Origin of the sequence: Steroidobacter sp., from assembly GCF_036402275.1 — a bacterium.
Taxonomy (GTDB): Bacteria; Pseudomonadota; Gammaproteobacteria; order Steroidobacterales; family Steroidobacteraceae; genus Steroidobacter.
Window position 1 is genome coordinate 169501 of record NZ_DASWTF010000013.1, and the last position, 25376, is coordinate 194876.

Below are 25376 nucleotides of genomic sequence, written 5' to 3' on the forward strand. Positions count from 1 at the left end.
GAGTTTTTGTTCTAGTTATCGTTCTTGGGAAGATGGTGCCCAGGAGAGGACTCGAACCTCCACGGATCGCTCCACTGGTACCTGAAACCAGCGCGTCTACCAGTTCCGCCACCTGGGCAAGGAAGGGAACGCGGGGCTGCCCCCGCAAGAGGCGCGCAATGTACCGATGACCTTTAGGGCTGTCAATGACAAGCGGCCCTATCCAAGACGAATTTTCTCAATCCTTATTCAATTCCCGATCAACCCTAATGAAGCTAAGAAAAAAAACCCGAAAACCCAAAAAAACCTCGACTCGCCCGGCCCGGACCGGGGCCTCCACCCGACCCCGGGCGACCCGTAACCAGCCGGCGATACCCCAGGTCTTGCAGACCGCCGGCCGGCCGCTGGATTTCGACGAGTTGGCCTCGCGCGCCCAGCGCAACGGCGCCTCGGCCCGCAAACGACTGACCAAGGAGCTCGAAGAGCTGCTGCAGTCCGGCGCCATCATTCGCAACCGGCGCGATGAATACTGTTTGCGCGAGCGCCTGTCGCTCACCGTCGGCACCGTCAGCGCGCACAAGGATGGGCATGGATTCCTGATGCCCGAAGATCGTTCGGCGCCGATCTACCTCGCGCCACGACAAATGCTCGAAACCATGCACGGCGACCGGCTCGCCGTGCGCATCAGCGGCGTCGATCATCGCGGCCGGCCCGAAGGCGTGATCGTCGAAGTCCTGGAGCGCAACACCAAGGAGATTGTGGGCCGGCTCTACGATGAATCAGGCATCTGGTTTGTCGTTCCCGACAATCCGCGCATCGGCCATCGTGTGCTCGTGCCCCGGCAGCATCTGAATGCCGCGCGCGCCGGGCAGGTCGTGCTGGTCAAACTGGTGGAGCAGCCGTCGAAGACGGCGCAGCCGCTGGGACATATCTCACGTGTGCTCGGCGAACACGCCGCGCCCGGCATGGAGACCGACATTGCGATTCATTCGCACGGTCTGCCGTTCGAATTTCCTCCCGAGGTGGTGGCCGAGGCCGAAGCGTTCGGCAGCTCGGTTCCAGCCGCGGCCAAGCGCGGACGAGAAGATCTGCGCGAGTTGCCGCTCGTCACCATCGACGGTGAGGACGCTCGCGATTTCGACGATGCCGTCTATTGCGAACCGTTGCGCGGTGGCAGCTGGCGTTTGCTGGTCGCCATTGCCGACGTAGCCAGCTACGTCGAACCGAATAGAGCGTTGGATCGCGAAGCCCAGCTGCGTGGCACGTCGGTTTATTTTCCCAACCGTGTGCTGCCGATGTTGCCGGAAGCACTTTCCAACGGTTTGTGCTCGCTCAATCCGCACGTCGATCGGCTGTGCATGGTCTGCGAGATGCGCGTCAACGCCGAAGGCAAAGTCACGCGCGCGCAGTTCTTCGAAGGGTTGATGCGCTCGGCCGCACGACTGACGTACACGAAAGTGGCTGCGTACCTGACCAACCCAGCCGCGGTCCATGAGCCTGAAGTGACCGCACTGGGCTCACAGCTGCAAAACCTGTACGGCGTGTTCAAGGCGTTGCACAGGCAGCGTCTGAAGCGAGGTGCGCTCGACTTCGATGCGCCGGAGCTGAAGGTCAAGTTCGACGCGCAAGGGCGCATTGCGGCCTTCGTGGAGTCCACGCGCAACGACGCTCACCGCTTGATCGAAGAGTGCATGATCGCCGCGAACGTGCAGGCCGCGCGTTTCCTGAAGAAACATCGCATCCCGACACTGTATCGCGTGCATGGCCAGCCCGAGGAAGATCGCCTGGAGCAGCTGCGCCAGTTCCTGCAAGGTTTCAATATTCATCTGCCCAGGGACCGCGAGTTGGTGCCGCAGGATCTGAGCGAAGTGCTGCAACGGTCTGTCGGCCACGAAGAGGCGCATCTGATCCAGACCGTCGTGATCCGCTCCATGCCCCAAGCGGTGTATCAACCCGAGAACATCGGCCACTTCGGTCTGGCCTTGTCCGAGTACGCGCACTTTACTTCGCCGATCCGGCGTTACCCGGACTTGCTGGTCCATCGTGGCATCCGGCACATCCTGCGAGGCGGCAACGCCGAGACCTTCCCCTGGACCCCGGGCATCATGTCCACGCTGGGGCAGTCGTGCTCGCATACTGAGCGGCGCGCCGATGAAGCAACACGCGACGCCATGTCCTGGCTCAAGTGCGAATTCATGCGCGACAAGATCGGCGAAGAATTCGACACGCTGGTCACTGGCGTGGTCGACTTCGGCCTGTTCGTGCAGATCAAGGGAATGCAGATCGACGGGCTGGTGCATGTCAGTGCGCTCGGCGCCGATTATTTCTCGCGCGATAAGACGGGCTATCGCATGGTGGGCGCTCGCAGCGGGCGGATCTTCCGCCTCGGCGATCATTTACGCGTGCGTTTGATCAACGTGGTCATCGATGAACGTAAAATCGACTTCGAGCTGGCCGAGGCGGGCGGCGGTCAACGCATGGTGCGCGGACCGTGGCAGCGTCGACGCAACCAGCATCGAGGAAGACGATGAGCGAAACGACAGTCATATTCGGGCTGCATGCCGTGCGCACACTGCTGCGGCAACGGCCCGAACGCGCCGCGTTGCTGATCCTGCAGAAGGGCAGGGAGGACGCGCGCATCAACGAGCTGATGCAACTGGCTCAAGCCAAATCCATCAAGTTCGAGTTGCGCGACAGCCGCGAGCTGGACCGGCTGGCCGGCGACGAGCGCCATCAAGGCGCTTGCCTGCAGATTCGTAGCGTTGGCGTCTTGGGCGAGGGCGCGCTGGATGACTTGCTCGATTCAGCCACCACGCCTCCGCTCTTGCTGGTATTGGATGGCGTGCAGGATCCTCACAATCTTGGCGCGTGTCTGAGAACCGCGGACGCGGCCGGGGTCACCGCCGTGATCGTGCCGAAGGACCGCGCGGCAGGCTTATCGGCCACGGTGCGAAAAGTCGCATCGGGCGCGGCGGAAACCGTGCCGCTGATTCAAGTGACCAACCTGGCGCGTACGTTGCGCTGGTTGAAGGAGCGCGAGGTCTGGGTCATCGGCACCGACGATGAGGCCGAGCATTCGCTTTATTCGAGCAAGCTCACGGGCCCTCTGGCGCTCGTGCTCGGCGCAGAAGGGACTGGCTTGAGGCGCCTCACGCGAGAGAACTGCGACGCGCTGGTCAGCATTCCCATGCGGGGCGTCGTGGAGAGCTTGAATGTTTCCGTAGCCGCCGGCGTCCTGCTCTACGAAGCCGTCCGCCAACGTCAATAAATCAAGACGCCAGCTTGCGAGCGTGAGTCGGCACATACAGCCGGCTCATGGTCGACAACGGATCGAACTTACCGACGTTTTTATCGCGCATCAGCTCGGCGAAGTCCTCAGGCACCATGGCCGGGCTGCAGAAAAACCCCTGGTACTGATCGCAGCCGAGCGAGCGCAGGAACTGCAACTGCTGCTCGGTCTCCACGCCTTCGGCGATCACCTTCAGTCGCAGGCTGTGCGCCAGCGAGATGATGGCGTGCACGATGGCGGCGTCCTCGGGGTTGGCGACCACGTCCTTGATGAAGCTGCGATCGATCTTGAGCTTGTCGAGCGGGAAGCGGCGCAGGTAATTCAGGCTGGAATAGCCGGTGCCGAAATCGTCGATGGAAATGTGCACGCCGAGCCGGCTGAGCTGTTCCAGAATCGAGGTCGAGGTGGCGGCATTGTGCATGACCGCGCTCTCGGTCAGCTCGATCTCCAGAAACGTCGGCTCGAGGTCGGCGTTTTCCAGCGCCGATTGCACGATGCTCACCAGATTCTTTTGCCTGAACTGCTGCGCTGACATGTTGATGGCCACGCGCACCGGCGCCATGCCATTGACCTGCCACTGCCGCGCCTGCCGGCAGGCTTCGCGCAGCACCCATTCGCCGATCTGCAGGATGAGCCCGGTTTCTTCGGCGAGCGGAATGAAATCGCCCGGCGGCACCAGGCCGCGCTCCGGATGTCGCCAGCGGATCAGTGCTTCGGTGCTGCTGATGCGGCCGGTGGTGATGTCCACTTTCGGCTGGTAGTGCAGCTCCAGCTCGCCGTTCACCAGCGCGCGGCGCAATCCGTTCTCCATCTTCAGTCGCTGCTGCGCAAACGCATTCATCGACGGCGTGAAGAACGTATAGGTGTTGCCGCCGATCTTTTTGGAGTGATACATCGCCGCGTCGGCGTTCACCATCAACTCGGCGACGCGGCTGCCGTCGCTCGGATATATGCTGATGCCGATGCTCGGCGCGGTGTGGATGTCCACGGTCAGAATATGGAAGGGCTCAGCGAAACAGGCGAGGACGCGCTGCGCCAGTTGCTCAACGTCGCCCTGACCCGCAACTTCGTCTGCGATCAGTACGAACTCGTCGCCGCCGGTGCGCGCCAATGTATCGCTCTTGCGCAACGTGCCACGCAAGCGGTTCGCGACTTCTTTCAACAGCTCGTCGCCACCGTGGTGACCGAGTGAGTCGTTGATCAACTTGAAGCGATCCAGGTCGATCACCAGCACGGCGACCCGGCCTTCGCGCCGCTCGGCGTAAGAAATCGCTTGTGACAACCGGTCATCGAGCAACAAGCGGTTGGGCAACTCCGTGAGCGCATCGTGAGTCGCCAGATGCTGGAGACGGGCGTTCGCATCTTCCAGCGCCACGGCGTGCTGCCGCGAGCGGGATTCCAGATGCGCGTCGTACATCAGCAGGATCATGGTGATCAGCAGCACGCCCAACGCGAAACCGCCGATGAGCACGGCGAGCCAGCCGTTGCTGGTGGCGGTCGCGCCCACACAATAAGAATTGGGAGCGAATTGCGACGCGAACATGCCGGTGTAGTGCATGCCGCAAATCGCCGCGCCCATGACGACCGCGGCTGCCGTTCGTTGCAGACGGATGCGCCACGAGGCGCCGCCACGCAATCGGAAGAACAGCCACAACGCGGCGAACGACGCGACGATGGCGATGACGATCGATGCGATCAGCAGCGTGGGCTCATAAGTAATGAACGGCACGATGCGGATCGCGCCCATGCCCGAGTAGTGCATCCCTGCGATGCCGAGACCCATGATCACGGCGCTGCCCGCGAGGCGGCCCAGCCCGCCTTCGTTGCGACTGGCGATGTTCAGGGCGAAGCCCGATACCAGAATCGCGACCGCCAGGGAGGCGAGGGTGATGAGTACGTTGTATGCGAGTGGGATCGGCAGCGAGAACGCGAGCATGCCAATGAAGTGCATCGACCAGATGCCCACGCCCATGGCCAAGGCGCCGCCCGCGAGCCACATGCGTTTGTGTTTGCGCTGGGCGGTGGCCACCCTCGATGCCAGGTTCAGCGCCGTGTATGAGACGCACACCGCGACCACGAACGATAGCGTTACCAGCCAGGCGTTGTAGGAGCCGTCCACTGTTGAAGTTTCCTGCCTCGGCAGGGATACCGCTGCCGCTGCCTGTAACGGCCGCTGCCGTTTCGTCTTGACGCAGTCCAGCATCGATTCAGCGCCTTGCCGGCAGCCTGCATCAGGGAAAACCCTTACTATTTAACCGAAGCTGGCGGGTTGGCCTGCTGTGCAGGACCGCCATTCCCGTTGCACTGGCCGGGGCGCTCGGCTAGTATCCGCGGCCCTGTTGCGCCCGGGCCCCTGCCCAGGCGGACAGTTTCTTCAACTCCTTGCCGCACCGACCTTCTCGACCCGGGCGGCATCTCCACAAGGAGCAGCAATGCGACACTACGAGATCGTTTTTCTGGTGCACCCCGACCAGAGTGAACAGGTTCCGGCCATGCTGGAACGCTACAAGACCATGATCGCGGCCGGTAACGGCACCGTGCATCGCCTGGAAGACTGGGGCCGTCGGCAACTCACGTTCCCGATCGCCAAGGTCCACAAAGCCCACTACGTGCTGATGAACATCGAGGTCGACGGCAAGACGCTGGCCGAGCTCACCGGCGCGTTCCGCTTCAGCGACGCAGTGCTGCGCCACCTGGTCATCAAGATGGACAAGGCCGTCACCGAACCCTCGCCGATGGCGAAGGGCGACGAGGAGCGCGACGAGCGCTTCGCGCGTGACGACGAGGAAGAAGGCGCTCCTGCCTCGACCTGACCTTCATCGAATCACTCTTAGAGGTTCACCATGTCCCGCTTTTTCCGCCGTCGCAAGTTCTGCCGCTTCACTGCCGAAGGCATCGAGCAGATCGACTATAAGGATCTCGGTATCCTGAAGAGCTACATCACCGAGACCGGCAAGATCGTCCCGAGCCGCATCACCGGCACCAAGTCGCACTATCAGCGTCAGCTGGCGATTGCCGTGAAGCGCGCTCGCTACCTGGCGTTGCTGCCGTACACCGACCAGCACTGAGATCTCGCGTTCGACGCCTTGGCCCCGGAGTTGACCGGGGCGGGGCACATACATGCACCGTGCAATTGCTGTCTGGCTGACCGGGCATCCCTGGCGCGCCGCCTTCGCGAGCGCCATGTGCGGAGCGCTTTCGCCGCAGATGCCGTTACCATTTCTGGTGATTGCCGGCGCCATCGCAGTGCTGGTAGCGCTGCGTTTCGAAACACGTCATGCCGTCACCATGGCGGTCGCGGCCGGCGCCGCGGCGACCTGGGTGGTGCTGTCGGTGGCCGTGGTGCCGCCCGGCTGGCTGATTTTAGGAATCGGCGTGCTGTTTTTTGGCCCGATGTTGCTGGGCTGGCTGTTGAAGAAGACGGGCTCGCTGAACCTGACGTTTCAGGTCATGTTGTTGGGCCTGGCGGTGCTGCTGATAGGGTTGTTCGCCGTGCTGCCCGATCCGGTCGGCCTCTGGCGCGAACAGATCGATCTGATCGTGCCCGCGATGGAGCGGGCCGGCTGGCAGATCCCAGCGGGCGATCGCGACATGATCCTTTCCGCCTGGGCGCGCACCATGTGGGGCAGCGTGGCGGCGCTCTCGCTGAGCACGGTGTTTGGCGCGGTGTTGCTGGGCCGGTGGTGGCAGTCGCTGCTGGACAGCCCGGGTTCGTTTGGTGTCGAGTACCGGCAGTTGCGCCTCGGGCTCGCGCTCGGCATCGCGGTGACGGTGCTGTTCATCGTCGCGTTGCTGGGCGACTCGGCGTTGACGGCCTCGCTGGCCTGGGTGGCGTTCGCCGCGCTGGTCTTTCAAGGATTGGCGGCCGCGCATCGTAGCAAGGCGGTCGGACGGTTGAATCGCGGTTGGCTGGTCGGAATTTATGTACTGCTGATCATGTTGCCGGTCGCTTCGATCGTAGTATTCATGCTCGCGGTGTGGGGCTTTTTGGATAATTGGCTGCGGCCCCGGACGCAGCACGTTTAACTGACGCCTCTTTTAAGTGAGGGTAGGCTGATGGAAATCATTCTGATGCAGAAGGTTGCCAACCTCGGCAACATCGGTGACAAGGTCAAGGTGAAGCCGGGCTACGGCCGCAACTACCTGCTGCCGCAGGGCAAGGCCACGCTGGCCACGCCGGAGAACGTCGCCAAGTTCGAAGCGCGCCGCGCCGAGTTCGAAAAGGTGGCGAAGGAAGAGCTGGCCAGCGCCCAGTCGCGCGCCGCCAAGCTCGAAGGCTTCAAGCTCACGTTGACGGCCAAGGCCGGCGGCGAAGGCAAGCTGTTCGGCTCGGTCGGCAACAGCGACATCGTCGAGGCCCTGAAGAAGGCCGGTCACACGCTGGAGCGTTCCGAAGTGCGCATGCCGAACGGCCCGATCCGTCAGGCGGGCGAGCACGTCGTGCAGCTCCACTTGCACACCGACGTCAACGTCGATCTGCCGGTCGTCATCGTCGGCGAAGAATAATCTTCGCCGCCACCGATGGCCGAAGCCGACAGCAAGGTTTCGTTCGCGGGCGCGCGACGCGCCCGCGATAAAGCGGTGGATGACATTCGTGTCCCGCCTCATAACATAGAGGCGGAGCAGGCCGTGCTCGGCGGCCTGATGCTGGACAACCGCGTCTGGGACAACATCGCGGACCGCATCGTCGGCGACGATTTCTATCGTCGCGATCACCAGATCATTTTCGAGGCCATCGCCGAGCGCGGCGCCAACGGCGAGCCTTCCGACGCCGTCACTCTTTCCGAATGGCTGGAACGCAAAGGCCTGCTGGCCGAGGTCGGCGGCCTGCCGTATCTCGCGCAACTGGTTCGTGACACGCCCAGCGCCGCGAACGTTCGCGCCTATGCCGACGCAGTCCGCGAACGCTCGACACTGCGCCAACTGATCTCCGTCGGCGGCGAAATCGCCAACGGCGCGTACGATCCTCAGGGCCGCGACGCCGCCGAGATTCTCGATGAGGCCGAGCGCCGCGTGTTCGAGATCGCCGAGAGCCGGAACAAGACCGGCTCGGGCTTCGTGCCGCTGCGAAACGAAGTCGGCAAGATCATCGATATGATCGATACCCTGTCGCAGAACCCCGGTGCGATCACCGGGCTGTCGACGGGTTTCAAAAAGCTCGACGAGATGACTGCCGGCCTGCAGAAGGGCGACCTGATCATCGTCGCCGCGCGTCCCTCGATGGGTAAGACCACCTTCAGCCTGAACATGGCGGAAAACGCCGCCTTCGGCCCGAAGCAGGCCAAGGTCGGCGTGTTCAGTATGGAAATGGGCCGCGAGCAGCTGGCGTTTCGTATGGTCTCTTCGCTCGGGCGCGTCGATCAGACCAAGCTGCGCACCGGCAGCCTGGACGACGACGACTGGTCGCGCGTGCAGATGGCCATCTCGATGATGAAATCGTCGAACATCTTTATCGACGACACGCCGGCGTTGTCTCCTACCGAAGTGCGCGCTCGGGCGCGGCGCCTGAAGCGCGAGCATGGGCTCGATCTGATCGTGGTCGACTACTTGCAGCTCATGCAGGTGCCCGGCAACAAAGAAAACCGCACCGCCGAGATCTCGGAGATCTCGCGCTCGCTCAAGGCGCTGGCCAAGGAGCTGTCGGTGCCGGTGATCGCGCTGTCGCAGCTGAATCGCGCGGTGGAACAGCGCACGGATAAGCGGCCGGTGAGCTCCGACTTGCGCGAATCGGGCGCCATCGAGCAGGACGCGGACGTGATCATGATGATCTACCGCGAAGAAGTTTATAACCCGGAGACGCCGCGCAAGGGCATCGCCGACATCATCATCACCAAGCAGCGTAACGGCCCGACCGGTGACATCGAGCTGACCTTCCTCGGCAAGTTCACGAAGTTCGAGAACTACACGCCGGAGATGCCGTACGGCGACGGGCCGTTCTGATATGAGATCGGGATTGGCTGTTCTGTCGTGAGCTTTCCCGTTGCCACCATCGATGCCTCGGCGCTGCGAAACAATCTCGCGGTCGTTCGGCGCATGGCTCCCCGGTCTCGCGTCATTGCGGTGGTTAAAGCCAACGGTTATGGCCATGGAATGATCCGCGTCGCTCGCGCGCTCGCGGATGCGGATGGGTTGGGTGTCGCTCGGTTGGCTGATGGTGTCGCTTTGCGCGAGGCAGGCGTCACTCAACGCATCCTTCTTCTCGAAGGCGTGTTCGGCCCGGAGCAGTTCGCGCTCGCGGCCAAAGAGCAATGTGAGATCGTCGTGCACTCGCCCGAGCAGCTCGACGTGCTGGAGCAGTTCTCCGGCTCCCATCGCTTCGTCGTCTGGCTCAAGCTCAATAGCGGCATGAACCGGCTCGGATTCCGCGTCGAGGATTTCGCCGCGGCTCATGCACGATTGCAGCGCTGCTCGTCGGTGAGTTTGATTCGAGTGATGACGCATTTCTCGTCATCCGAAGAGCGGGGCGATGCTGGACGGGCCGATGTCACTGCCGCCCAGCTGAAACTATTCAACGATCTCGTCGCGCCCTTCGGACACGAGCGAAGCGCCGCGAATTCGGCGGCAGTGATTGCGTGGCCGGAGGCTCACCAGGATTGGGTGCGGCCGGGCTTGATGTTGTACGGCATGTCACCGATGCCGAACAAAACCGCGGCCGATTTCGGCCTGCGCCCGGCGATGACCTTGTCGACTCAGTTGATCGCCGTTCAAAACATCGGCGTCGGTGAACCCGTCGGCTACAACGGAATCTGGCGCGCCACGCGCCCCTCGCGCATCGGCATCGCCGCTATCGGCTACGGCGACGGCTTCCCTCGCAGCACCCGCAACGGCGCGCCGGTGCTTGTCGCTGGTCAGGAAGCTTCGATCGCAGGTCGCGTATCGATGGACATGATCGCCATCGATATCACTGACCTTCCTCATGCCAAGGCCGGCGACGAAGTTGTCGTGTGGGGCGCAGGATTGCCTGCGGAGCGCCTCGCGCCGTACGCGGATACAACCTGTTACGAGCTCGTCTGCCGCGTGACCTCACGCGTGCCGCTGGTCTGGAGGGAGTAGTCGCGGAAAGCGCGCCGGCTTACCTGCGCAGCCGGTGTAACAGCGCTTCGATCGCCCACGCGTGGTCGTAAGTCTCGCCATCCCAGCGAGTCGCGGCCGTGTGGCGATCGATGTGCAGTCCTTGTTCTTCATGCGTGGCGACCAGTTGCTGCCAATCGCCCAGTGGCTGTGTGTGGTTCTGTAGCGTGCTATCGAAGGATTTGCCGGTTGGTGTCACGAAACGAATTGCGCCGTCGTCGAGCACCAGGACCACGACGTTACCCTCGTGGACCTGGCGGTGATGAAAACGGCAGAGACTCACGAGGTTCGATAGCTTCGTCTCTCCGCCATGGGCCCAGTGCTGGATGTGGTGCCCATCGAGATACCGAGTGTTCGGGCAGCCCGGAAAGCGACAACAGCCACGGTCGCGCGACCGCATCGCGCGGTGTAGCGCGGGCGGGATACTCCGTGTCTTCCGGCCCACATTGAGCGGCTCGCCGTCCGCGTTCTCTACGATGGGAACGACGCTGCAATCACAGGAAAGTCGGCGCGCAGTTTCCGCGGCAACGCTCGGGCCATGCTCGAAGTGACACTGCCCGGCCGTACTGTCTCGTAGCGTTTCGGCATCCACATGCACCACGATGTGATTGCGCTCGCCGCCTTTGAGCGCGGCGGGCCCTTGGGCGAGAAACGTTTCCGCCATGACGGCCAGGGCATCGACCTTGCGGGCGGAGGAATGGATGCGCCATTTAACAGATGACGTTTCTGCAGAAACGTCATCTTCAGTTGGGATCTCTTCGCACGCAGCCTCGATGGCTTTAATAAACATCTGCCCCGCCTCGGCGGGCAGACGTGCCTTGATCACGAGCATGCCATCTTCATCATGAAACCAGGTGAGCTTCCGATCGAGCTGCTGTTGCGCCTCGCGCCCCAGCTCTTCCGCTTCCTTGCAGCGGCGGAAGTCACGCACGATGCGCTCTACATGCACCGCGGTGCCGTGCAGTGCGTACATGAGTAGCGTGTCTTCGGTGTTCGGGCACGCCACGCGCGTCAGCGCGCGGACCTTCGCATAGCTCAACTCACCGCGCTCCATTGCCGCGGCAATCTTCGGCAGGTTCATCAGCGCATGCGCCGTGCGCACCTTCTCGCGGGCCGCGCCCATGTCGATGCCGCACTTCCAATTTAGCCAGTGAGCACAGGATGCGCTGGCGCCATCACTCCAGCCCTTGCGGCGATCCCACTCGGCGATCAGCATCAACAAGCGATAGTTGGCTGCGTTGAGATGGCCGGCGAGTTCAACGATCTGATGGCCGAGGTTTTGGAGCGATTGCCAGTCGGCCGCTCGGGCTTCGTCTTGCTCCGTTCGCTGAACACTTTCCACATTCATGGCGCAGTCTCCGCAGAACGCTTCGTCACCTCGTCCCTCGCACCCTCTGCCGTTCGTCTTCCACTTATCGGCAGAGGGCGCTCAGGTGCCAAGATCTCAGGCCATATACATGAGCGTCGGCTCCCTCACCTGATACAGCCCACGGCTCGCGGGCTCCGACCCGCCTTCGCCTGGCTCTCCACCGCCGCGCTGCCGAAGCGTCTCGATCAACGGCTTCAGGTTCACGAGATCCAACATCACCGCCGCCTCGTCCACCCAGCCTTCGAGAGCCTTCGCCACCTCGGCATGCAAGACGCCGTCATCGTCATCCGAGTACAGCACTACGTCCGATAAGCAATGAAGCGTCGCGCGAACCTGCATCAGCAGGCTTCGCACGTTCTCGACGGCTTCCTCTAAGGTGCGCGGCGGACTCGGCGGTGGTTGTGGATTGTTTGCGTCGTGAACGGCGCGGCTTGGAAGTATGATCGCTCGTAGCCATGTCATCCTCCTACGTAGGTGATGTGGTTAGGCGTTCGGCGGTGTTACCGCATCGTCGAGCGCCGCCTTCGATACATTGAACTCACTCGCTGTAGATCGATTTTGAAGGCCGCTCGAAAGTAAGGGGTGGTTTCGGGCGGAGATCGCTGTGCCTGAAATCAGGCACGGGATCGATCGTAGATCGGCGCTGGGTCACTGTATATAACAACATACCGCATTTGGAAAAATTTGTTTCCCGCTCCGCGCACGTCGCGCGCGGCACGCGCGAGCGACTACGCGTGAGTGCGGCAGTCAGGCTCCCGGTTCAGCATGTCTGCTTGCGGCCAGGAGCGGACATCGGCAAGCTGCCCTGATAAGATGCCCTCCCGGCCGCACAGAGCCCCGCCCCATGTCACTTCCCGCTCACGATCCGAGATCGTCGGAGTGGCCTGCCCGAACGCGGGGCCATTGAACGATCGGCCGCCCATCGATCCGGTACGGATTGTTCACGTCGTCGTCCTTCCACGGTTTCGGCCAGCCATCAGGTGAATCCTCCCACCACTCCTGGCGCCCGTAGACCGTCAAGTCCATCAACGAATAGTTGTTGCCCACTACCTCGACGCCACGACCCGTCGTCCAGTACGTCTCGAAAACCTTCGATCCTTGTCGCAGATAGCAGATGAGGTACATCCTGTTCGCACGCCGACCGGCTAAGAGCGCCTCGAGCGATTTCCCTTGAACCGAGTACCAGGGCAACTCCCAGCCCATGAACTTGCGATAGCGCGCGCTCGCTTCATAAGGCCCTTGGCAGAACGTCGCATAAGTAATGTCGCGCGACTGCAGGAAAGACACCTCGCGGACCTGGGTCGTGTAGAGGGCGCAACCCTCGCATTGATCTGCGGCAGAATGCCCGTGGTGCCACATGAAGTAGTAAGCGATCAACATTCGGCGACCTTCGAACGCATCCAGCAGGGCCACTTCACCTCGATCTGAGATCAGCGACGCGTTGCCGTCGACTTCGACCATGGGTAACCGCCGGCGGGCAGCAGCAATCGCATCCCCCGTCTTTTTGTGCTGCTTCTCTCGAATTCTGAGTGAATCCATTTGCGACTGGAAAGTGCTGCGATCAGTTATCGACGGTACCTTTTCCGACGCAGTTGTAGACGTTTCCTTCATGGTGACCTCCAGGTGGGCGATCAGCGGTAGATGCGCTGTAGTATCAGCGCGCGCGTGAAACCACATTGCCATTCTAGGCCCCGAAGATCGCGTGAAGGAGTAACAAGCTGGTCGCGATTGTGCGTGCGTTGCGTTGAGACCTGGGCAGATCATGCACGGGCAGAGTACTGCTGACGAGCTGAGCTCAGGTCAGCAATCGACCAAGAGCAGCCATTCGAGGATATCCGTCGCTATGGCTCCTCTGTATTCATAACCGACATCCGTTGGCCTGAAGGCATCATTGTCGGGCTCGCCGAGCAGCTCGGCTAAGCGCGGGCGCCTCGCTCGTAACGAGCATGCCAATCAACCTGCCTGCAGCACCAGCGATCGTGATGAGTTCTTCCCTTTGCTTGATTGTGTGCCGGGGTTGCCCTCTTCATGCTTGATGAAAGTTGCTCCTTTGGCCGTTATGAAGGCCGGCTCAACGTACTGCAATCGTGGGATCCGACAGCACCGTATCGGCGATATCCAGCATCGCGCGCAAGGGCCTTCTCCTCGCGCTCATCGTCGGGATCACGGCGCAAGTGACCCACATACGGAGGCAGAAGATGACATGCCCAATTCGAGCCGAAGATGTTTGCTGATTGGCGGCTTCAACAGAATCGGTCGTGATCGGATTATTGTTGAGCCTGCAAGCGCAAGGAGCAGACATTGAACTGAGCGCGGCGCACTCTCAGTGTAACTCTTCTCGCGGTCAGTAGCGTCGAACCCTTCGCAAAAGCTTCAAACCTTCGCGGTAGTGCCCGAGCAGCACTGTGTGCTTGTTTGCACGCCAACGTCCCTGGTCGCATGCGTAGCCCGCCCTCTCGAGCACGCGCACAAGCCGCGCATCGATCATTGACAGCAACTACTCGCGGCACTCGAAGCTCGCAGCTTTCTCCGTGTCTCCGCTACCCCTGTAATGCGCATGTTTCGGGTACGGGCAGAGCGGACGGCTGCGTCCGGGGAACGCCCGGCCGGTGGCTTCCACAAAATCCGGCGCCGTGCCCTTCTCTACCCAGCTCTCGATGGAAGTCAGCATGTCGAAGCGGTCGAGCGTGGCCGCGCCACCGCCACAATGACCCATGCCCGGCACGAGGAACAACCTGCTCGACTGCATCACGACGTCCGCGGCACCGTTGTCCGCGGTCATTTTCGTGTAGTACCGAATCGTGTCTTTTGCGGAGAACCACGGATCACTGATGCCGTGAAAGAAGATGAGCTTGCCGCCGTGCTGAAAAAACGAGTCGAGCCGCGTCCAGTGCGCGCTGTCGCCGAGGACAGCGATCGGGCTAGCGGCAATCTGCGCATCCTTGTCGACATCCATCGTGGTGGCGACCGTCGGCGGGCCGACCGGGCTCGGGCCGGGATTGAGCAGGCCGGGGATGCCAACCGTCGCGGCGATGCCTGTGTCATAGAACCAGCCGGGATAGACCTCATCGCCGCGCGAGTCCCTCGGGCCGGCGAAACCCGTGGCGATCGCATCGGCCTGCGCGGACGTCAGGCAGGAATCCGTCTTGGCGCCCTTGCAGACGAGCGACTTCGGATCGAAGCCGCATCCGTTCACGTCGAACACCATGCCATCGGCCACGCCGTCGCGCGCGTCGCAGGCCTTCAGCAGAGAGTCGACGACGAGTTTCTTGTCGCTTTCGGAGAGCGCTTTTGCTGTGATGGGCTTGCCGCTGTCGTCCCTGGGCGCTACGGCATTGAGCGCGACAGTGACGTACTTGTCTGCGAGGTTGGAGAAGCTCGTGCGCATTGCGGGGGCGCCCGCGACGCTGCCATCGAAGTAACGCGGATAGCGCTGGGACATGATCATCGCTTCCCGCCCGCCGGTGGAGCAGCCTACGAAGTACGAGTGATCGGCCGGTTTGCCGTAGTAGGCGGCGACGATGGCCTTGCCCACGGGCGCGACTTTGCCGATGGCCTGATAGAGGAAGTTCAGGGCGGCTTCCTGCTCCTTGAAGAAGCTGGTGTCGAAACCCTCGCCTTTGTGGCCGCTGTCCGTGGAGACGACTGCGTAGCCGCGCGCCAGTGCAGGTTTGGTGCCGGCGGCTGTTGAGCCTATTGGGAGACGCACACTGCCGTTCAGGCCACCTCCGCCCTGGAAGAGGAATCTACCGTTCCAGTTTTCCGGCAACGCGACTGCGAAGCCGATTGCGTAGGGCTTGCCGTCGCTGCCGGTGCGTTCGTCAATGGCACCGTCGACGCGGCAGTAGGATGGTAGCGTTCCTTCCGGTGAGCCGATGGTTGACGCGGGCGGCGGGCTTGCGGGGACTACAGCAGCTTGCTTGATGGTAATGTCATAGCCCGGAATCTTGAGCGCGGTTAGCGAGACGCAGTCGGTGACGGCAAAGGCTGCGGGTGAGAGCAACACGAGAGTCGTGAATATGGCGTGTCCTTTGAGCTGCACGAATGGCCTCTTCTTCTTGCGCGTTTAATGGATTTCCGCGGGCAGTGATGATGCGGAAGAGTTCGGCATGTTGCAAACAGGGCCGGGACGTGATGCCGACGCATCTGGATACCACCATTCATGTGAACAATGGCGTTCCATCTTTCGTCGCTAGACTTTGCTTGAGTGGACCGGCGCCCTTGGCGCCGGCATGCATAACCAGCAGTCTCATTTGTTATCTGATTGCCGCCTCCGCGATCGGGCGCATTACGGCATATCCTTCCGCCGTCGGGTGCACCTCGTCCTTCGCCAGACTGGGCTTCACATCACCCTTTGCGTCCGTTAGCGCGGCGGCGTAGTCCGCGTACACCGCGCCGATCTCCTTTGCATAGCCGCGCATCCACTCGTTCATCGCGATGGCCGCCGCCTTGGGCTGCAGCTCTGGTCGCCACCAATACTTCGATGCTGGGGGCACCGAGCCCAGCACAATACGGATCCCGTGAGCGCGCGCGATCTCGCACATCGCCATGAGGTTGTTCTTCGAATCCTCGGGCGTCATCGGTCCTGTGTTCTGAGCAATGTCATTGGTGCCGGCCATGATGTGCACCACGCGCGGCTTCAATGCAATGACGTCCGCGTGCATGCGCACGAGCAACTGCGGCGTGGTCTGCGCGCTGATGCCGCGGCCAACGTTTCCTTTCGCGAAGAAGTCCGGATCCATGCTGGCCCACCCTTCCGTGATGGAATCGCCAAGAAACACTGCGTCCGCTTTCGCACCGCTCGCTATGAGCGTTGCGTTTTCGTCACGATATCTGCCGAGCCAAGCCCAGTCCGTCAGTAGCAGCGGCGGCTGAAGAGCAGGAGCGGTGTTGGGCTGTTCACCGCATCCCTCGATGGCCCGTGCAAGCGGTGGCAGTGTTAGTCCGGCTCCCACAGAGCCCGCGATCAGTGAACGTCGACTGAATTGTTTCATTCTGCTGCTCCGGCTTGCTGCTCAAAGATTTCGTCCATCGGCTTACACGCTCCGGCGCGCGCATCAAGCCAAGTTAAAAGGAAGTCAGCCAACGGCCTTCGCGTAAGCACGATGCTCGTCTCGAGTTTTCACACAACCTCAGCCGATAGCTGCCTTTATGAGAGCGTCCGCATCCGGCCAGGAGCGGACATGACATCGACAAACGGCACTACTACCCTAAGACATGCTTTCTGGAGGATGAAGTGCATGGCGTTCTACTGTGATCGTGGGCTCGCTGATCAGCTCTCCGAAAAACTCCCGCTGCTAGCGAGCGTACTGGTGGCTATTTTCATCAAGACGCATATTGTAGAGGCGATGACATTCTTTCGGACGAGGGTGTCTTTGAGGAAGTCAATTCGCTTCATGATGAAGGAGATCGCTCGAAACTCGTGTCTGAGCTAGCGAACCTTCTTGGCGCAAGCGATGCCGCAATCATCTCCTTCTGGAATGCTAATGCCGGCTGCCACAACTATGAGCTCGAGGACTCAGCCGAAGCACGCGAATTTCTGGACCGATTTCGCCGCTGCCTGCAAAGCCATCAGTGAGCGTGTTTCATTGCGCTGAAATCTGCTCTCGGCAGCGACTATGGGTGATCACCCTAGATGGGATGCAAAGTCCGTTCGCCGCTGGTACGCTCCAAACCGATCTCTACAAGTATGAGACGACTCGGTTCGTCATCAATAGGATGATCGGGTAAGTACTTGAGGATGTTGTCCTCCGGGATTGTGTACCCCTTCGAGCGAAAGAAGTCGGCTATGGCGTCATCCACCCGTTTTCCTCTTGACCCATCATGGCCGGTTCCATCCTCGTTGATCGAATAAAGTTGCTTCCGCTTTTTCCCTCGCCCGGCGAAAACATGAACATGCTTTTTGGGATGTTTATGTGTGCTGGCTTTATCTTCGCGATAAGTTTCTTTGCGCCCGGGGATCGATTGATATGGATCCCATTCCAGTATGACCTCATACGTAGTGCGCTCAGACATGAGCGAAGAATCGAACCTTTCGAATACTTTGCCGAGCGGTGTATTTTCCAATTGGCTCAGCTTTGCTAAGGACCGGAGCGGGATTTCATCTCGCAGGACGACTTCAATTATTGTGACTTTGGTGCTCATAAAAGTATTTCAGTGGCCGCAGTTATGATGACGGCTTGATGCGCCTTTCCGATCTCGCACAGTCAGACTAACCGTGCCCATCGATAGGAGAATCGTGCACCTTCCCTCGCTCGACGTCCACTTTGGGTCGAATTCGGACTCTTGCTTCCTATTCTCGGTGCACAGGGTGCAAACAAACTCAGAACAGAAGCAGTGTTTGTTGATAGGCCGCTGCGAGGCGTTGCGGATCACGTACAACGTCAGGTAGGCAAACGCCAGGAGCCACTAGTAGCGCTTGCATTCGACGTGCGATGACGCAATTTCTCCTTTTTGACTGTGACGACCGGGATAGGTGAGGGCGACCTAAGCGGAGTGAGACAGAAACATCCCGGGCAGTTCAGAGCGCCAGCGTGGCGAGTGCTGTGCCGACTGGGTTTCTATCTATCTTGTGTTTGGTGGATCCGAACTTGGGGCGGCGGCGGGGACGTGTGCTCGAAACGCTTCCGCCGTGAGGGTCAACGCATCGGTCGTGCGGGTGCGTGTCCCGCCCGGGGGGCGGGACGGGATTTCCAAGGTTCTGCGGAAACATGTTCCGCAGAAATCTCAGCCCGAGATGAAGGAGGGAAGTTGGCCCTCGACGGTCTTCGATGGCGATGCCCGAAGCTTCGATGAACCGCGCGAAAGAATAGAATAACGCGATTCGTAGCCGGCGATCAGACCTCGAAGAACCCCATCTTCACGCCAGCCAGCAGAATCACATCGTTATCCGCCAGCTTCCGGGCTTGCTCGCCGATGGCGGAGCCGTTGACGGACGGATAGTCGCCGGGCTTGCCGCTATCGACGTGGACGATGAAATAGCCGTCGGCGCGGCGGGTGATCGCGGCCACTTGCACGCCGGGGCGTCCGAGCGTGGTCAAAGCTTTGTTGAGTTCGAGCTCGCGGCCGGCGAAGGCGCCGCTCAGCACTTGTAGCTTGGCCTTTGGCAGAGCGATGCCGGCGTGCTCGCCCGTCGCACTGGCCGCAGCGCCACCAGGTGGCATCGGACGAGTGAGAGGAGAGGGCGCGGAAGTTGAAACAGGTGTCGGTGCCGGAGTCGCAGCAGCCTTCGGCGGGGCCGGAGGCGGCGGCGCGGCGGCGGACGCTTTCTTCGCGGCAATGGCGGCCACGGCCGAGCCCGGCGTGATCACCATGGTCTTTTCGAATTCGTCCGGCTCGCTATCCGTGCTCTGGGTATCGACGAAGCGCAGCTGATGATGGCCGACGGTCACGACGTCCCCATGCTGAAGCGCATGTTTCTTGATCAGCTTGCCGTTGACGTACGTGCCGTTGGTGCTGTTCAGATCTTCCAGGAACGAGTCGTTGAGAATGTTGATCACCAGCGAGTGGTGACCGCTCACGGCCGGATTGTCGATGCGAATATCGTTATCGGGGAGCCGGCCGACGGTGTACCGCTCCTTGTTCATGTTGTATTCGGCCATCACCTGACCGTCCAGGCTGAGGATCAACCGTGCCATTTGCTCGTCCCCGATGAATGCCAGTCCAGCGACCAGTGCGACTAGCCAAACCAGCGCAAGATTCTGTCAACTACCCCCGTTCGCGCTGCGAACGAGTCCACAACTTGCGCAAGGATGATCGACACATTATCGCGACCGCCATTGTCGTTCGACAATTGAATCAATTGCTTAGCTACCGTTTCAAGGCTAGCACTAAAGGTGCTCATAGTTAAGTGAATGTCGTCGTCTTCCACCATGTCGGACAGGCCGTCCGAGCACAAACAGAAGAAGTCGCCTTTATCCACAGGTTGTTCATGCACCTCGACCTCGACCGTGGGCTCCACGCCGAGGGCTCGGGTCACGTAGTTTTTATTCGTGGCCCGCTGGGCCTCGGCCTGGGAGTAGAAGCCGCGGTCGACCAGTTCCTGTAACAGGGAGTGGTCCATGGTCATCTGCTCGAGCCGGTTGGCGCGCAGGCGGTACAGGCGCGAGTCGCCGACGTGAGCGATGGCCACGCGATTGTCGAAGAACAGGCAGGCGACGATGGTGGTGCCCATGCCCTCGCATTGGGGCTGGGTCTTCGCCGTCTGGTAGATGATCTTGTTGGCGCGCGCGATCGAGTCGCGCAACACGATGCTCGGCCGGGCCATGCCGGTCTCCGGATCGGAGGCGGTCATGTCCTGATGCTCGACGGCTTCTTTCACCAGGCTCATCACCGTCTTCACGGCAATGCCGCTGGCTACCTCGCCGGCGTTGTAGCCGCCCATGCCGTCGGCCAGCACGAACAGGCCGATATCGGCGTCGACGCCGATGGTGTCCTCGTTGTGCTCACGCACGCGACCGACGTCGCTCAATCCTACGGAGCGGATCTTGCCACGCACCTAGATGACCCTCCTGGTCGTCTCCCGCGGGATTTCCGCGGTCGTGCTTCTTGGATCGCACAACCTTCCGGTCACGGCAGTAACCACTCGTGTTCGGCCTGCGACGCGCTCTTCTCCGGCGGGCCGGCGACGGCGCGCAAGGCCATGGCCATTTCGGCACACATCACGTAACGATCGTCCGCTGATTTGGACAGCGCGCGGTCGATGATGCTCTCGATCTCCGGCGGCAGGTCGGGGCGGATCGTGCGGATGGGCGTGTGCGGCTCGGTGGCGATCTTCTGCATCAGCCGCGGCATGGAGTCGGCCCGGAACGGCAGTTGACCGCACAGCAGTTGATACAGGCTGACGCCCAGGGCGAATTGATCGGAGCGACCGTCGAGCGTGCGCCCTTCCAGCTGTTCCGGTGACATGAATGAGGGTGTGCCCAGGACGATTCCGGTTTTGGTTCGGCTTGTATCGGTCAGGCGTGCAATTCCGAAGTCGGTGATCTTCAGCTCATCCGTCTCGGGATTGAACATTATATTAGCGGGTTTGATGTCGCGATGAACGACGTTCTGCCGGTGCGCATAGTGCAGAGCTTCGGCGACGCGGGCGACGAGCAGCATCACGCTTTTCGGCGGCAACAGCTGTTTCACATCCGTATGGGTGCTCAGATGATGGCCGCGCAGGTATTCCATGGCGATGTAGGCCAGGCCGTTGTCTTCGCCCGCATCGTATACAGTGACGATGGCCGGGTGATTCAATCGGCCCGCCATCTCCGCTTCGCGGAAGAAGCGTGCGCGCGCCTCGGCGAGGTCGTCTTCCTCGAACTCCTCCGCCAGCGGAATGGCCTTGATCGCGACCACGCGATTGATCTTCGGATCGCGCCCCAGATAGACGATGCCCATGGCGCCCTTGCCGAGCTCGCGCTCGATTTCATAGCGGCCGAGCGTGCGCTTGGAGGACGGTCGTCCTGGCAGGGGAAGGTCGGGCAGGTCGGGCACAGTGGCTTCGTGGTCTTTGATATCGAATGCAGACTGTCGCGAACGAATCGGCCGCGGCGGCTCGCGCTTCACGGGCGGCGTCGGCGGCGATGGTTCACGCATCGCGGGTTCGTGGGTCACCGGCTCACGCGTCGCAGGCGCACGTGTCACGGGCTCTCGAGTCGGAGGTTCGCGAGTCAGTGGCTCCTCGCGCACGCGCGCGCGCCGCGCTTTTAGTTCACGGTAATTGGGATCGCGCGTAGCGATATAGGCATACACGGCCGATGCCTTCGACAACTGAGCCCGGCGCTCGAAATCCATGCCGAGGTTGTAGAGCAATTCCATCGTCGGTGCATCCAGCGCACAGCGTTGATAAGTCTCGAAGGCCAGATCCAGCTGGCCCTGCTTATGGAACGTCTGTCCGAGCGAGCGCAGGTTGGCGCCAGGATCGCGCGTGCCTTCGGTTCTGATGTTGGCGCGACGAATCAACTCGCCGACCAGATACAAGCCATAGCCAGCGGCGAGTGCAACGCACGGCAGCGTGAGGTGCAGCCAGGCTTGCGACGATCGCAGCAGCATGATCTCGCTGCCCGCCAGCAACACGGTGAACAGCAGCGTGGTCATTCCACCGATCAGGGCGCCCATCGCGGGCAGTATCAGCGCGCAGAACAACAGCACCAGCGCGACGACGCTCCACTCGACCACGGGAGCATACGACGGCCGGGCATACATTTGACTATTGAGCGAGCTCGACACGGCGCTCGCGATCGCCACCACCGGCGGCGTGCCTTTGCTGACCGGCGTCGCCACCGAGTCATCCACCGCATCGCTGTTGGTCAGGCCGATCAGCACCACCTTGTCGCGCAGCTGTCCCTTGGGGACGCCACCCGCTAACACCTGCCAGTAGGGATATTGCTGAAACGCCTGCACGCCGCTCGCTGGAAAATAACGGGGACGACTGTGCTCAGTGGAATCCAGCGGCGTCCGGCGAGTTCCCATGGTCAGCGCATTGTTGGAATGAAACGCCATTTCATTCGGCGCAGCGCCGAGCGCTCGGCTCGCGATCACGGCCGCAAGCGACGGCACCAGTCCGGTACCCGCGCGCACGCCGGTCAGATCGGTGCGCACGATGCCGTCCGCGTCCGCTTGTATATATGTATGGCCGATGCCGCTGGCTTCGGCGAGGAACACCGGCGCCGGCAGCATCGAAATCTCGGCCGTGGCGGCACGGCTCAACACGGATGGATCGGCGCCCGGCGAGAAGCGCGCCGGAATCTGGCCGCCATCGGTGGCGTTGTCGTTGAGACGGATATGGACCGGCAGCACGACGTTGCCGTGGGAGGCCATGGATTTCGCGAGATGCGCATCCGGATCGCGACCCGTCGCAGAGTTGCCCAGCAGCCGGCGCAGCTGACGCGCCTGATCGGAGCTGCCGAGATTGCTCGATTCGAGAAGTGCGAGCGCAGCACGCACTTTTTCACGCTCGCTCGTGCGACGCGCGGTGTCGAACGGAACCGTGAAGGCAACCACGCGCGCGCCTTCGGCTTTGAGCTTGTCGATGAGGCTGGCGTGGACGTCACGCGGCCACGGCCACTCGCCGAGCTGCGCGAGGCTGGCATCGTCGATCGCAACTATGGCCACTTCACGCGACGGGGTGACTTCGACCGAGTTCATCATCCGGTCGTACACCGCCGTTTCCAGCGGCAGCTCGTTCGGGGAGGCAACCCAGTGGCCCACGGCAACGGCCAGAGCTGCAGCCAGCCCGCCGGGAAGCCAGGAGAATCGCGCCAGTTTTGCCGCCACGAATGGAATGCCCCTAAAAGTGCGGCGCGAGTATAGCTAAGGACGATAGGTTAAATTGCCGGGGCCGTCACACCCGTGATGGCCCCGTAACGCGGTCTGAACGGCCTGGAGCAAGTCCACGCCGCGATACTGCCGACCGGTTCACATCCTTTTACCGCGAGACCCTTTCCAACTTCGGCCATGGCCAAAACCAAGGAAATTTTTGTCTGCGATCAGTGTGGCAACGAGAGCCTGCAGTGGCAGGGCATCTGCCCGTCCTGCGGCTCGGCGGACACGCTCAAGCGCATGAGTATCAGCCGTGGCTCGCGCACCAGCGCGGAGCGTCGGCCACTGACGGCGGGCAGCGACCGGCCCAAGCGGCTGGTGGATGTGACTGAAGCCAGCGAGCCGCGCATCGCCACCGGCCTCGAGGAGCTCGATCGCGTGCTCGGCGGTGGCCTGGTGCTGGGTTCGGTGACATTGCTCGGCGGCGATCCCGGCATCGGCAAGTCGACGATGCTGCTGCAAGCGGGCGACGCACTCAGCCGTGCTACGCCCACACTCTATGTGACGGGTGAAGAATCGTTGCGCCAGGTGAGCTTGCGCGCGCGTCGACTCGAAGTCGTGAGCGATACGTTGCAGCTGCTCGCGGAGACTAATGTCGAGACCATCATCAGTCACGCGGAGCAGTCGGGCGCGCGCGTGCTCGTCATCGACTCGATTCAAACGATGTTCGCCAACGATGTCGACTCATCGCCGGGCTCGGCGTCGCAGGTTCGGGAGTCGGCGGCGGCGCTGGTTCGTTTCGCCAAGTCTTCGGGCGTTTCGGTGCTGATCATCGGCCATGTCACCAAGGAGGGCGTGATCGCCGGCCCGCGCATTCTCGAACACATGGTCGATACCGTTCTTTATTTCGAGAGCGATGCTGGCAGTCGCTTCCGGCTGGTGCGCGCCGTGAAGAATCGCTTCGGCGCGGCCAACGAAGTCGGCGTGTTCGCGATGACGGAGGGCGGGCTTCGAGAGGTGAAGAACCCTTCCGCGATCTTTTTGTCCCAGCATCCGCAGCCCGTCGCGGGCAGCGCGGTGATGGTGGCGCGCGAAGGCAGTCGGCCGATGTTGATCGAAGTGCAGTCGCTCACCGATGAGGCGCAAGGGATGAATCCGCGCCGTGTCGCTGTGGGCCTGGAAGCAAATCGCCTGGCATTGCTGCTCGCGGTTCTGCATAGACACGGTGGCGTGTCGACTGCGGGGCGCGATGTGTTTCTCAACGTGGTCGGCGGCGTGCGCATTTCGGAAACGGCAGCGGATTTGCCGGCGGTGCTCGCGTCTGTTTCGAGTGTCCGCGATCAGCCGTTGGCGCCGCGACTCGTTTGTTTCGGCGAGCTGGGTCTGGCGGGCGAGGTGAGGCCGGTGCCCTATGGTGAAGAGCGGTTGCGAGAAGCCGCGAAGCATGGCTTCGAGCGCGCCATCGTTCCGGAAGCAAACAAGCCTCGCCGCGAGATCGAAGGCCTGGAGATCATCGGCGTCGAACGCCTCGATGAGGCGTTACGCAGCGCCTTTTGACGCGGGCTCTTCCAGATGCAGACCGATGGGCCGGATGCGCGCGGTCTTCACCGAGTTGTCGGCGGTCTGGAGAATCTCCACCGACAGATTGCCGAGCTTGAGGCCGGTGCCTGGATGCGGAATCGTTTCCAGGTACTCGAGGATCAGGCCATTCAAGGTGCGAGGCCCGTCGGTCGGCAAATCCCAACCGAGTGTGCGATTGAGCACGCGAATGCTGATGGCGCCGTTGATGACGAAACTGCCGTCGGCATCACGGTGGATGTCCTGATGTAACGCGCCCGGCGCACTGGTGAAGTCGCCGACCACTTCTTCGAGAATGTCCTCGAGCGTCACCAGGCCGCGGATGTCGCCGTACTCATCGACGACCAGCGCGATGCGCCGGCGGTCGCGTTGGAAATTCAGCAGTTGCACGCTGAGCGTCGTGCCTTCCGGAACGAAATAACCTTCGCGCTCGCGAGCCAGTTGTAACAACCGGTCGCGCGTCAGGTCGCTGCGCGCCAGGGCGTGCGCGACCTTCTTCATGTGCAGGATGCCGATGATGTTGTCGAGATTGTTGTCGCACACCGGCAGGCGTGTGTGCGGAGTCGAGCGCAGCGTGTCGATGATGGTGTCCCAGTCGTCGCTGATGTCGATGCTGGCGATTTCGCTGCGAGGGATCATGATGTCGTCGACCTTCATCGAGTCCAGGTCGAGCAACTTATCGGTGAGGCGCCGGCGCGGATTGTCGGCGGGCCATTGAGCAGGCTCCGCACGCGGCTTTTTGCTGGGCGCGCGCGGCAGCATCTGGCCCACGAGGAAGCCAACGACCGCGGCCACGATCACCGCGAGCACCACCCACACGCTCATCTATTCGATCTCATAACG

Annotated in this window: 20 protein-coding genes and 1 tRNA gene; 9 read left to right on the top strand and 12 right to left on the bottom strand. The window is 61.8% G+C overall.

What is annotated here, in order from left to right; all coding sequences use genetic code 11:
• Window positions 1-33: 33 nt before the first annotated feature.
• Window positions 34-118 (bottom strand) — tRNA-Leu (locus tag VGD45_RS05565).
• Between the two features lie 244 nt (window positions 119-362).
• Here VGD45_RS05565 and rnr point away from each other — a divergent pair.
• Both rnr and rlmB read left to right on the top strand, forming a co-directional pair.
• Window positions 363-2510: a ribonuclease R gene (rnr, locus tag VGD45_RS05570; protein ID WP_414717557.1), complete on the top strand. Its 2148-nt coding sequence runs from the start codon at window positions 363-365 to the stop codon at window positions 2508-2510.
• Window positions 2507-3247 (top strand): 23S rRNA (guanosine(2251)-2'-O)-methyltransferase RlmB, encoded by a 741-nt coding sequence (gene rlmB, locus VGD45_RS05575; protein ID WP_331154280.1) that lies wholly within the window; start codon window positions 2507-2509, stop codon window positions 3245-3247. The genes rnr and rlmB overlap by 4 nt, the downstream gene beginning before the upstream one ends.
• A gap of 1 nt (window position 3248) precedes the next feature.
• On the opposite strand, the gene VGD45_RS05580 is transcribed toward rlmB, so the two are convergent.
• On the bottom strand, window positions 3249-5387 hold the full coding sequence (locus tag VGD45_RS05580; RefSeq protein ID WP_331154281.1) for a putative bifunctional diguanylate cyclase/phosphodiesterase: 2139 nt from the start codon (window positions 5385-5387) through the stop codon (window positions 3249-3251).
• 313 nt (window positions 5388-5700) lie between these two features.
• On the opposite strand from VGD45_RS05580, the gene rpsF reads away from it, so the two are divergent.
• The 6 genes from rpsF to alr are packed head-to-tail and all read left to right on the top strand — an operon-like array spanning window position 5701 to window position 10321.
• Window positions 5701-6081, top strand: a complete 381-nt coding sequence (gene rpsF, locus VGD45_RS05585) for a 30S ribosomal protein S6 (RefSeq protein ID WP_331154282.1) — start codon at window positions 5701-5703, stop codon at window positions 6079-6081.
• A 30-nt stretch (window positions 6082-6111) separates the two neighbouring features.
• Entirely contained in the window at window positions 6112-6336 is a 225-nt protein-coding gene (rpsR, locus tag VGD45_RS05590) for a 30S ribosomal protein S18 (protein ID WP_129642833.1), read from the top strand.
• Between the two features lie 52 nt (window positions 6337-6388).
• Window positions 6389-7294: a hypothetical protein gene (locus VGD45_RS05595; protein WP_331154283.1), complete on the top strand. Its 906-nt coding sequence runs from the start codon at window positions 6389-6391 to the stop codon at window positions 7292-7294.
• 30 nt (window positions 7295-7324) lie between these two features.
• Window positions 7325-7774, top strand: a complete 450-nt coding sequence (gene rplI, locus VGD45_RS05600; RefSeq protein WP_331154284.1) for a 50S ribosomal protein L9 — start codon at window positions 7325-7327, stop codon at window positions 7772-7774.
• 15 nt (window positions 7775-7789) lie between these two features.
• Window positions 7790-9208, top strand: a complete 1419-nt coding sequence (dnaB, locus tag VGD45_RS05605) for a replicative DNA helicase (protein ID WP_331154285.1) — start codon at window positions 7790-7792, stop codon at window positions 9206-9208.
• A 27-nt stretch (window positions 9209-9235) separates the two neighbouring features.
• A complete protein-coding gene (gene alr / locus VGD45_RS05610) occupies window positions 9236-10321 on the top strand; it encodes an alanine racemase (RefSeq protein ID WP_331154286.1) in 1086 nt (361 codons plus the stop codon).
• 19 nt (window positions 10322-10340) lie between these two features.
• Here alr and VGD45_RS05615 read toward each other — a convergent pair whose 3' ends face one another.
• The 9 genes from VGD45_RS05615 to VGD45_RS05655 form a co-directional block, all read right to left on the bottom strand.
• The gene (locus VGD45_RS05615) at window positions 10341-11687 is read right to left on the bottom strand and encodes an HNH endonuclease (RefSeq protein ID WP_331154287.1); all 1347 of its coding nucleotides are present in this window, start codon (window positions 11685-11687) and stop codon (window positions 10341-10343) included.
• Between the two features lie 96 nt (window positions 11688-11783).
• On the bottom strand, window positions 11784-12062 hold the full coding sequence (locus tag VGD45_RS05620) for a hypothetical protein (protein WP_331154288.1): 279 nt from the start codon (window positions 12060-12062) through the stop codon (window positions 11784-11786).
• A 504-nt stretch (window positions 12063-12566) separates the two neighbouring features.
• Window positions 12567-13319, bottom strand: a complete 753-nt coding sequence (locus tag VGD45_RS05625; RefSeq protein WP_349263223.1) for a DUF899 family protein — start codon at window positions 13317-13319, stop codon at window positions 12567-12569.
• 886 nt (window positions 13320-14205) lie between these two features.
• Complete coding sequence (locus tag VGD45_RS05630; protein ID WP_331154290.1) at window positions 14206-15750, bottom strand: tannase/feruloyl esterase family alpha/beta hydrolase; 1545 nt, start codon at window positions 15748-15750, stop codon at window positions 14206-14208.
• Between the two features lie 214 nt (window positions 15751-15964).
• Window positions 15965-16702 (bottom strand): GDSL-type esterase/lipase family protein, encoded by a 738-nt coding sequence (locus VGD45_RS05635; protein WP_331154291.1) that lies wholly within the window; start codon window positions 16700-16702, stop codon window positions 15965-15967.
• Window positions 16703-17339: 637 nt separating this feature from the next.
• Window positions 17340-17852, bottom strand: coding sequence for a hypothetical protein (locus VGD45_RS05640; RefSeq protein WP_331154292.1), 513 nt, complete (start codon window positions 17850-17852; stop codon window positions 17340-17342).
• Window positions 17853-18544: 692 nt separating this feature from the next.
• Entirely contained in the window at window positions 18545-19345 is an 801-nt protein-coding gene (locus VGD45_RS05645; protein WP_331154293.1) for an FHA domain-containing protein, read from the bottom strand.
• A 41-nt stretch (window positions 19346-19386) separates the two neighbouring features.
• The gene (locus tag VGD45_RS05650) at window positions 19387-20205 is read right to left on the bottom strand and encodes a Stp1/IreP family PP2C-type Ser/Thr phosphatase (RefSeq protein WP_331154294.1); all 819 of its coding nucleotides are present in this window, start codon (window positions 20203-20205) and stop codon (window positions 19387-19389) included.
• Window positions 20206-20276: 71 nt separating this feature from the next.
• Window positions 20277-22970, bottom strand: coding sequence for a CHASE2 domain-containing serine/threonine-protein kinase (locus VGD45_RS05655; RefSeq protein WP_331154295.1), 2694 nt, complete (start codon window positions 22968-22970; stop codon window positions 20277-20279).
• A gap of 180 nt (window positions 22971-23150) precedes the next feature.
• Between VGD45_RS05655 and radA the strand changes: the two genes are divergently transcribed.
• Window positions 23151-24512, top strand: a complete 1362-nt coding sequence (radA, locus tag VGD45_RS05660) for a DNA repair protein RadA (RefSeq protein WP_331154296.1) — start codon at window positions 23151-23153, stop codon at window positions 24510-24512.
• Here the strand turns inward: radA and VGD45_RS05665 are convergent.
• A complete protein-coding gene (locus tag VGD45_RS05665; protein ID WP_331154297.1) occupies window positions 24495-25358 on the bottom strand; it encodes a transporter associated domain-containing protein in 864 nt (287 codons plus the stop codon). The two genes, radA and VGD45_RS05665, sit on opposite strands and share 18 nt — an antisense overlap.
• Window positions 25359-25376: the final 18 nt, after the last annotated feature.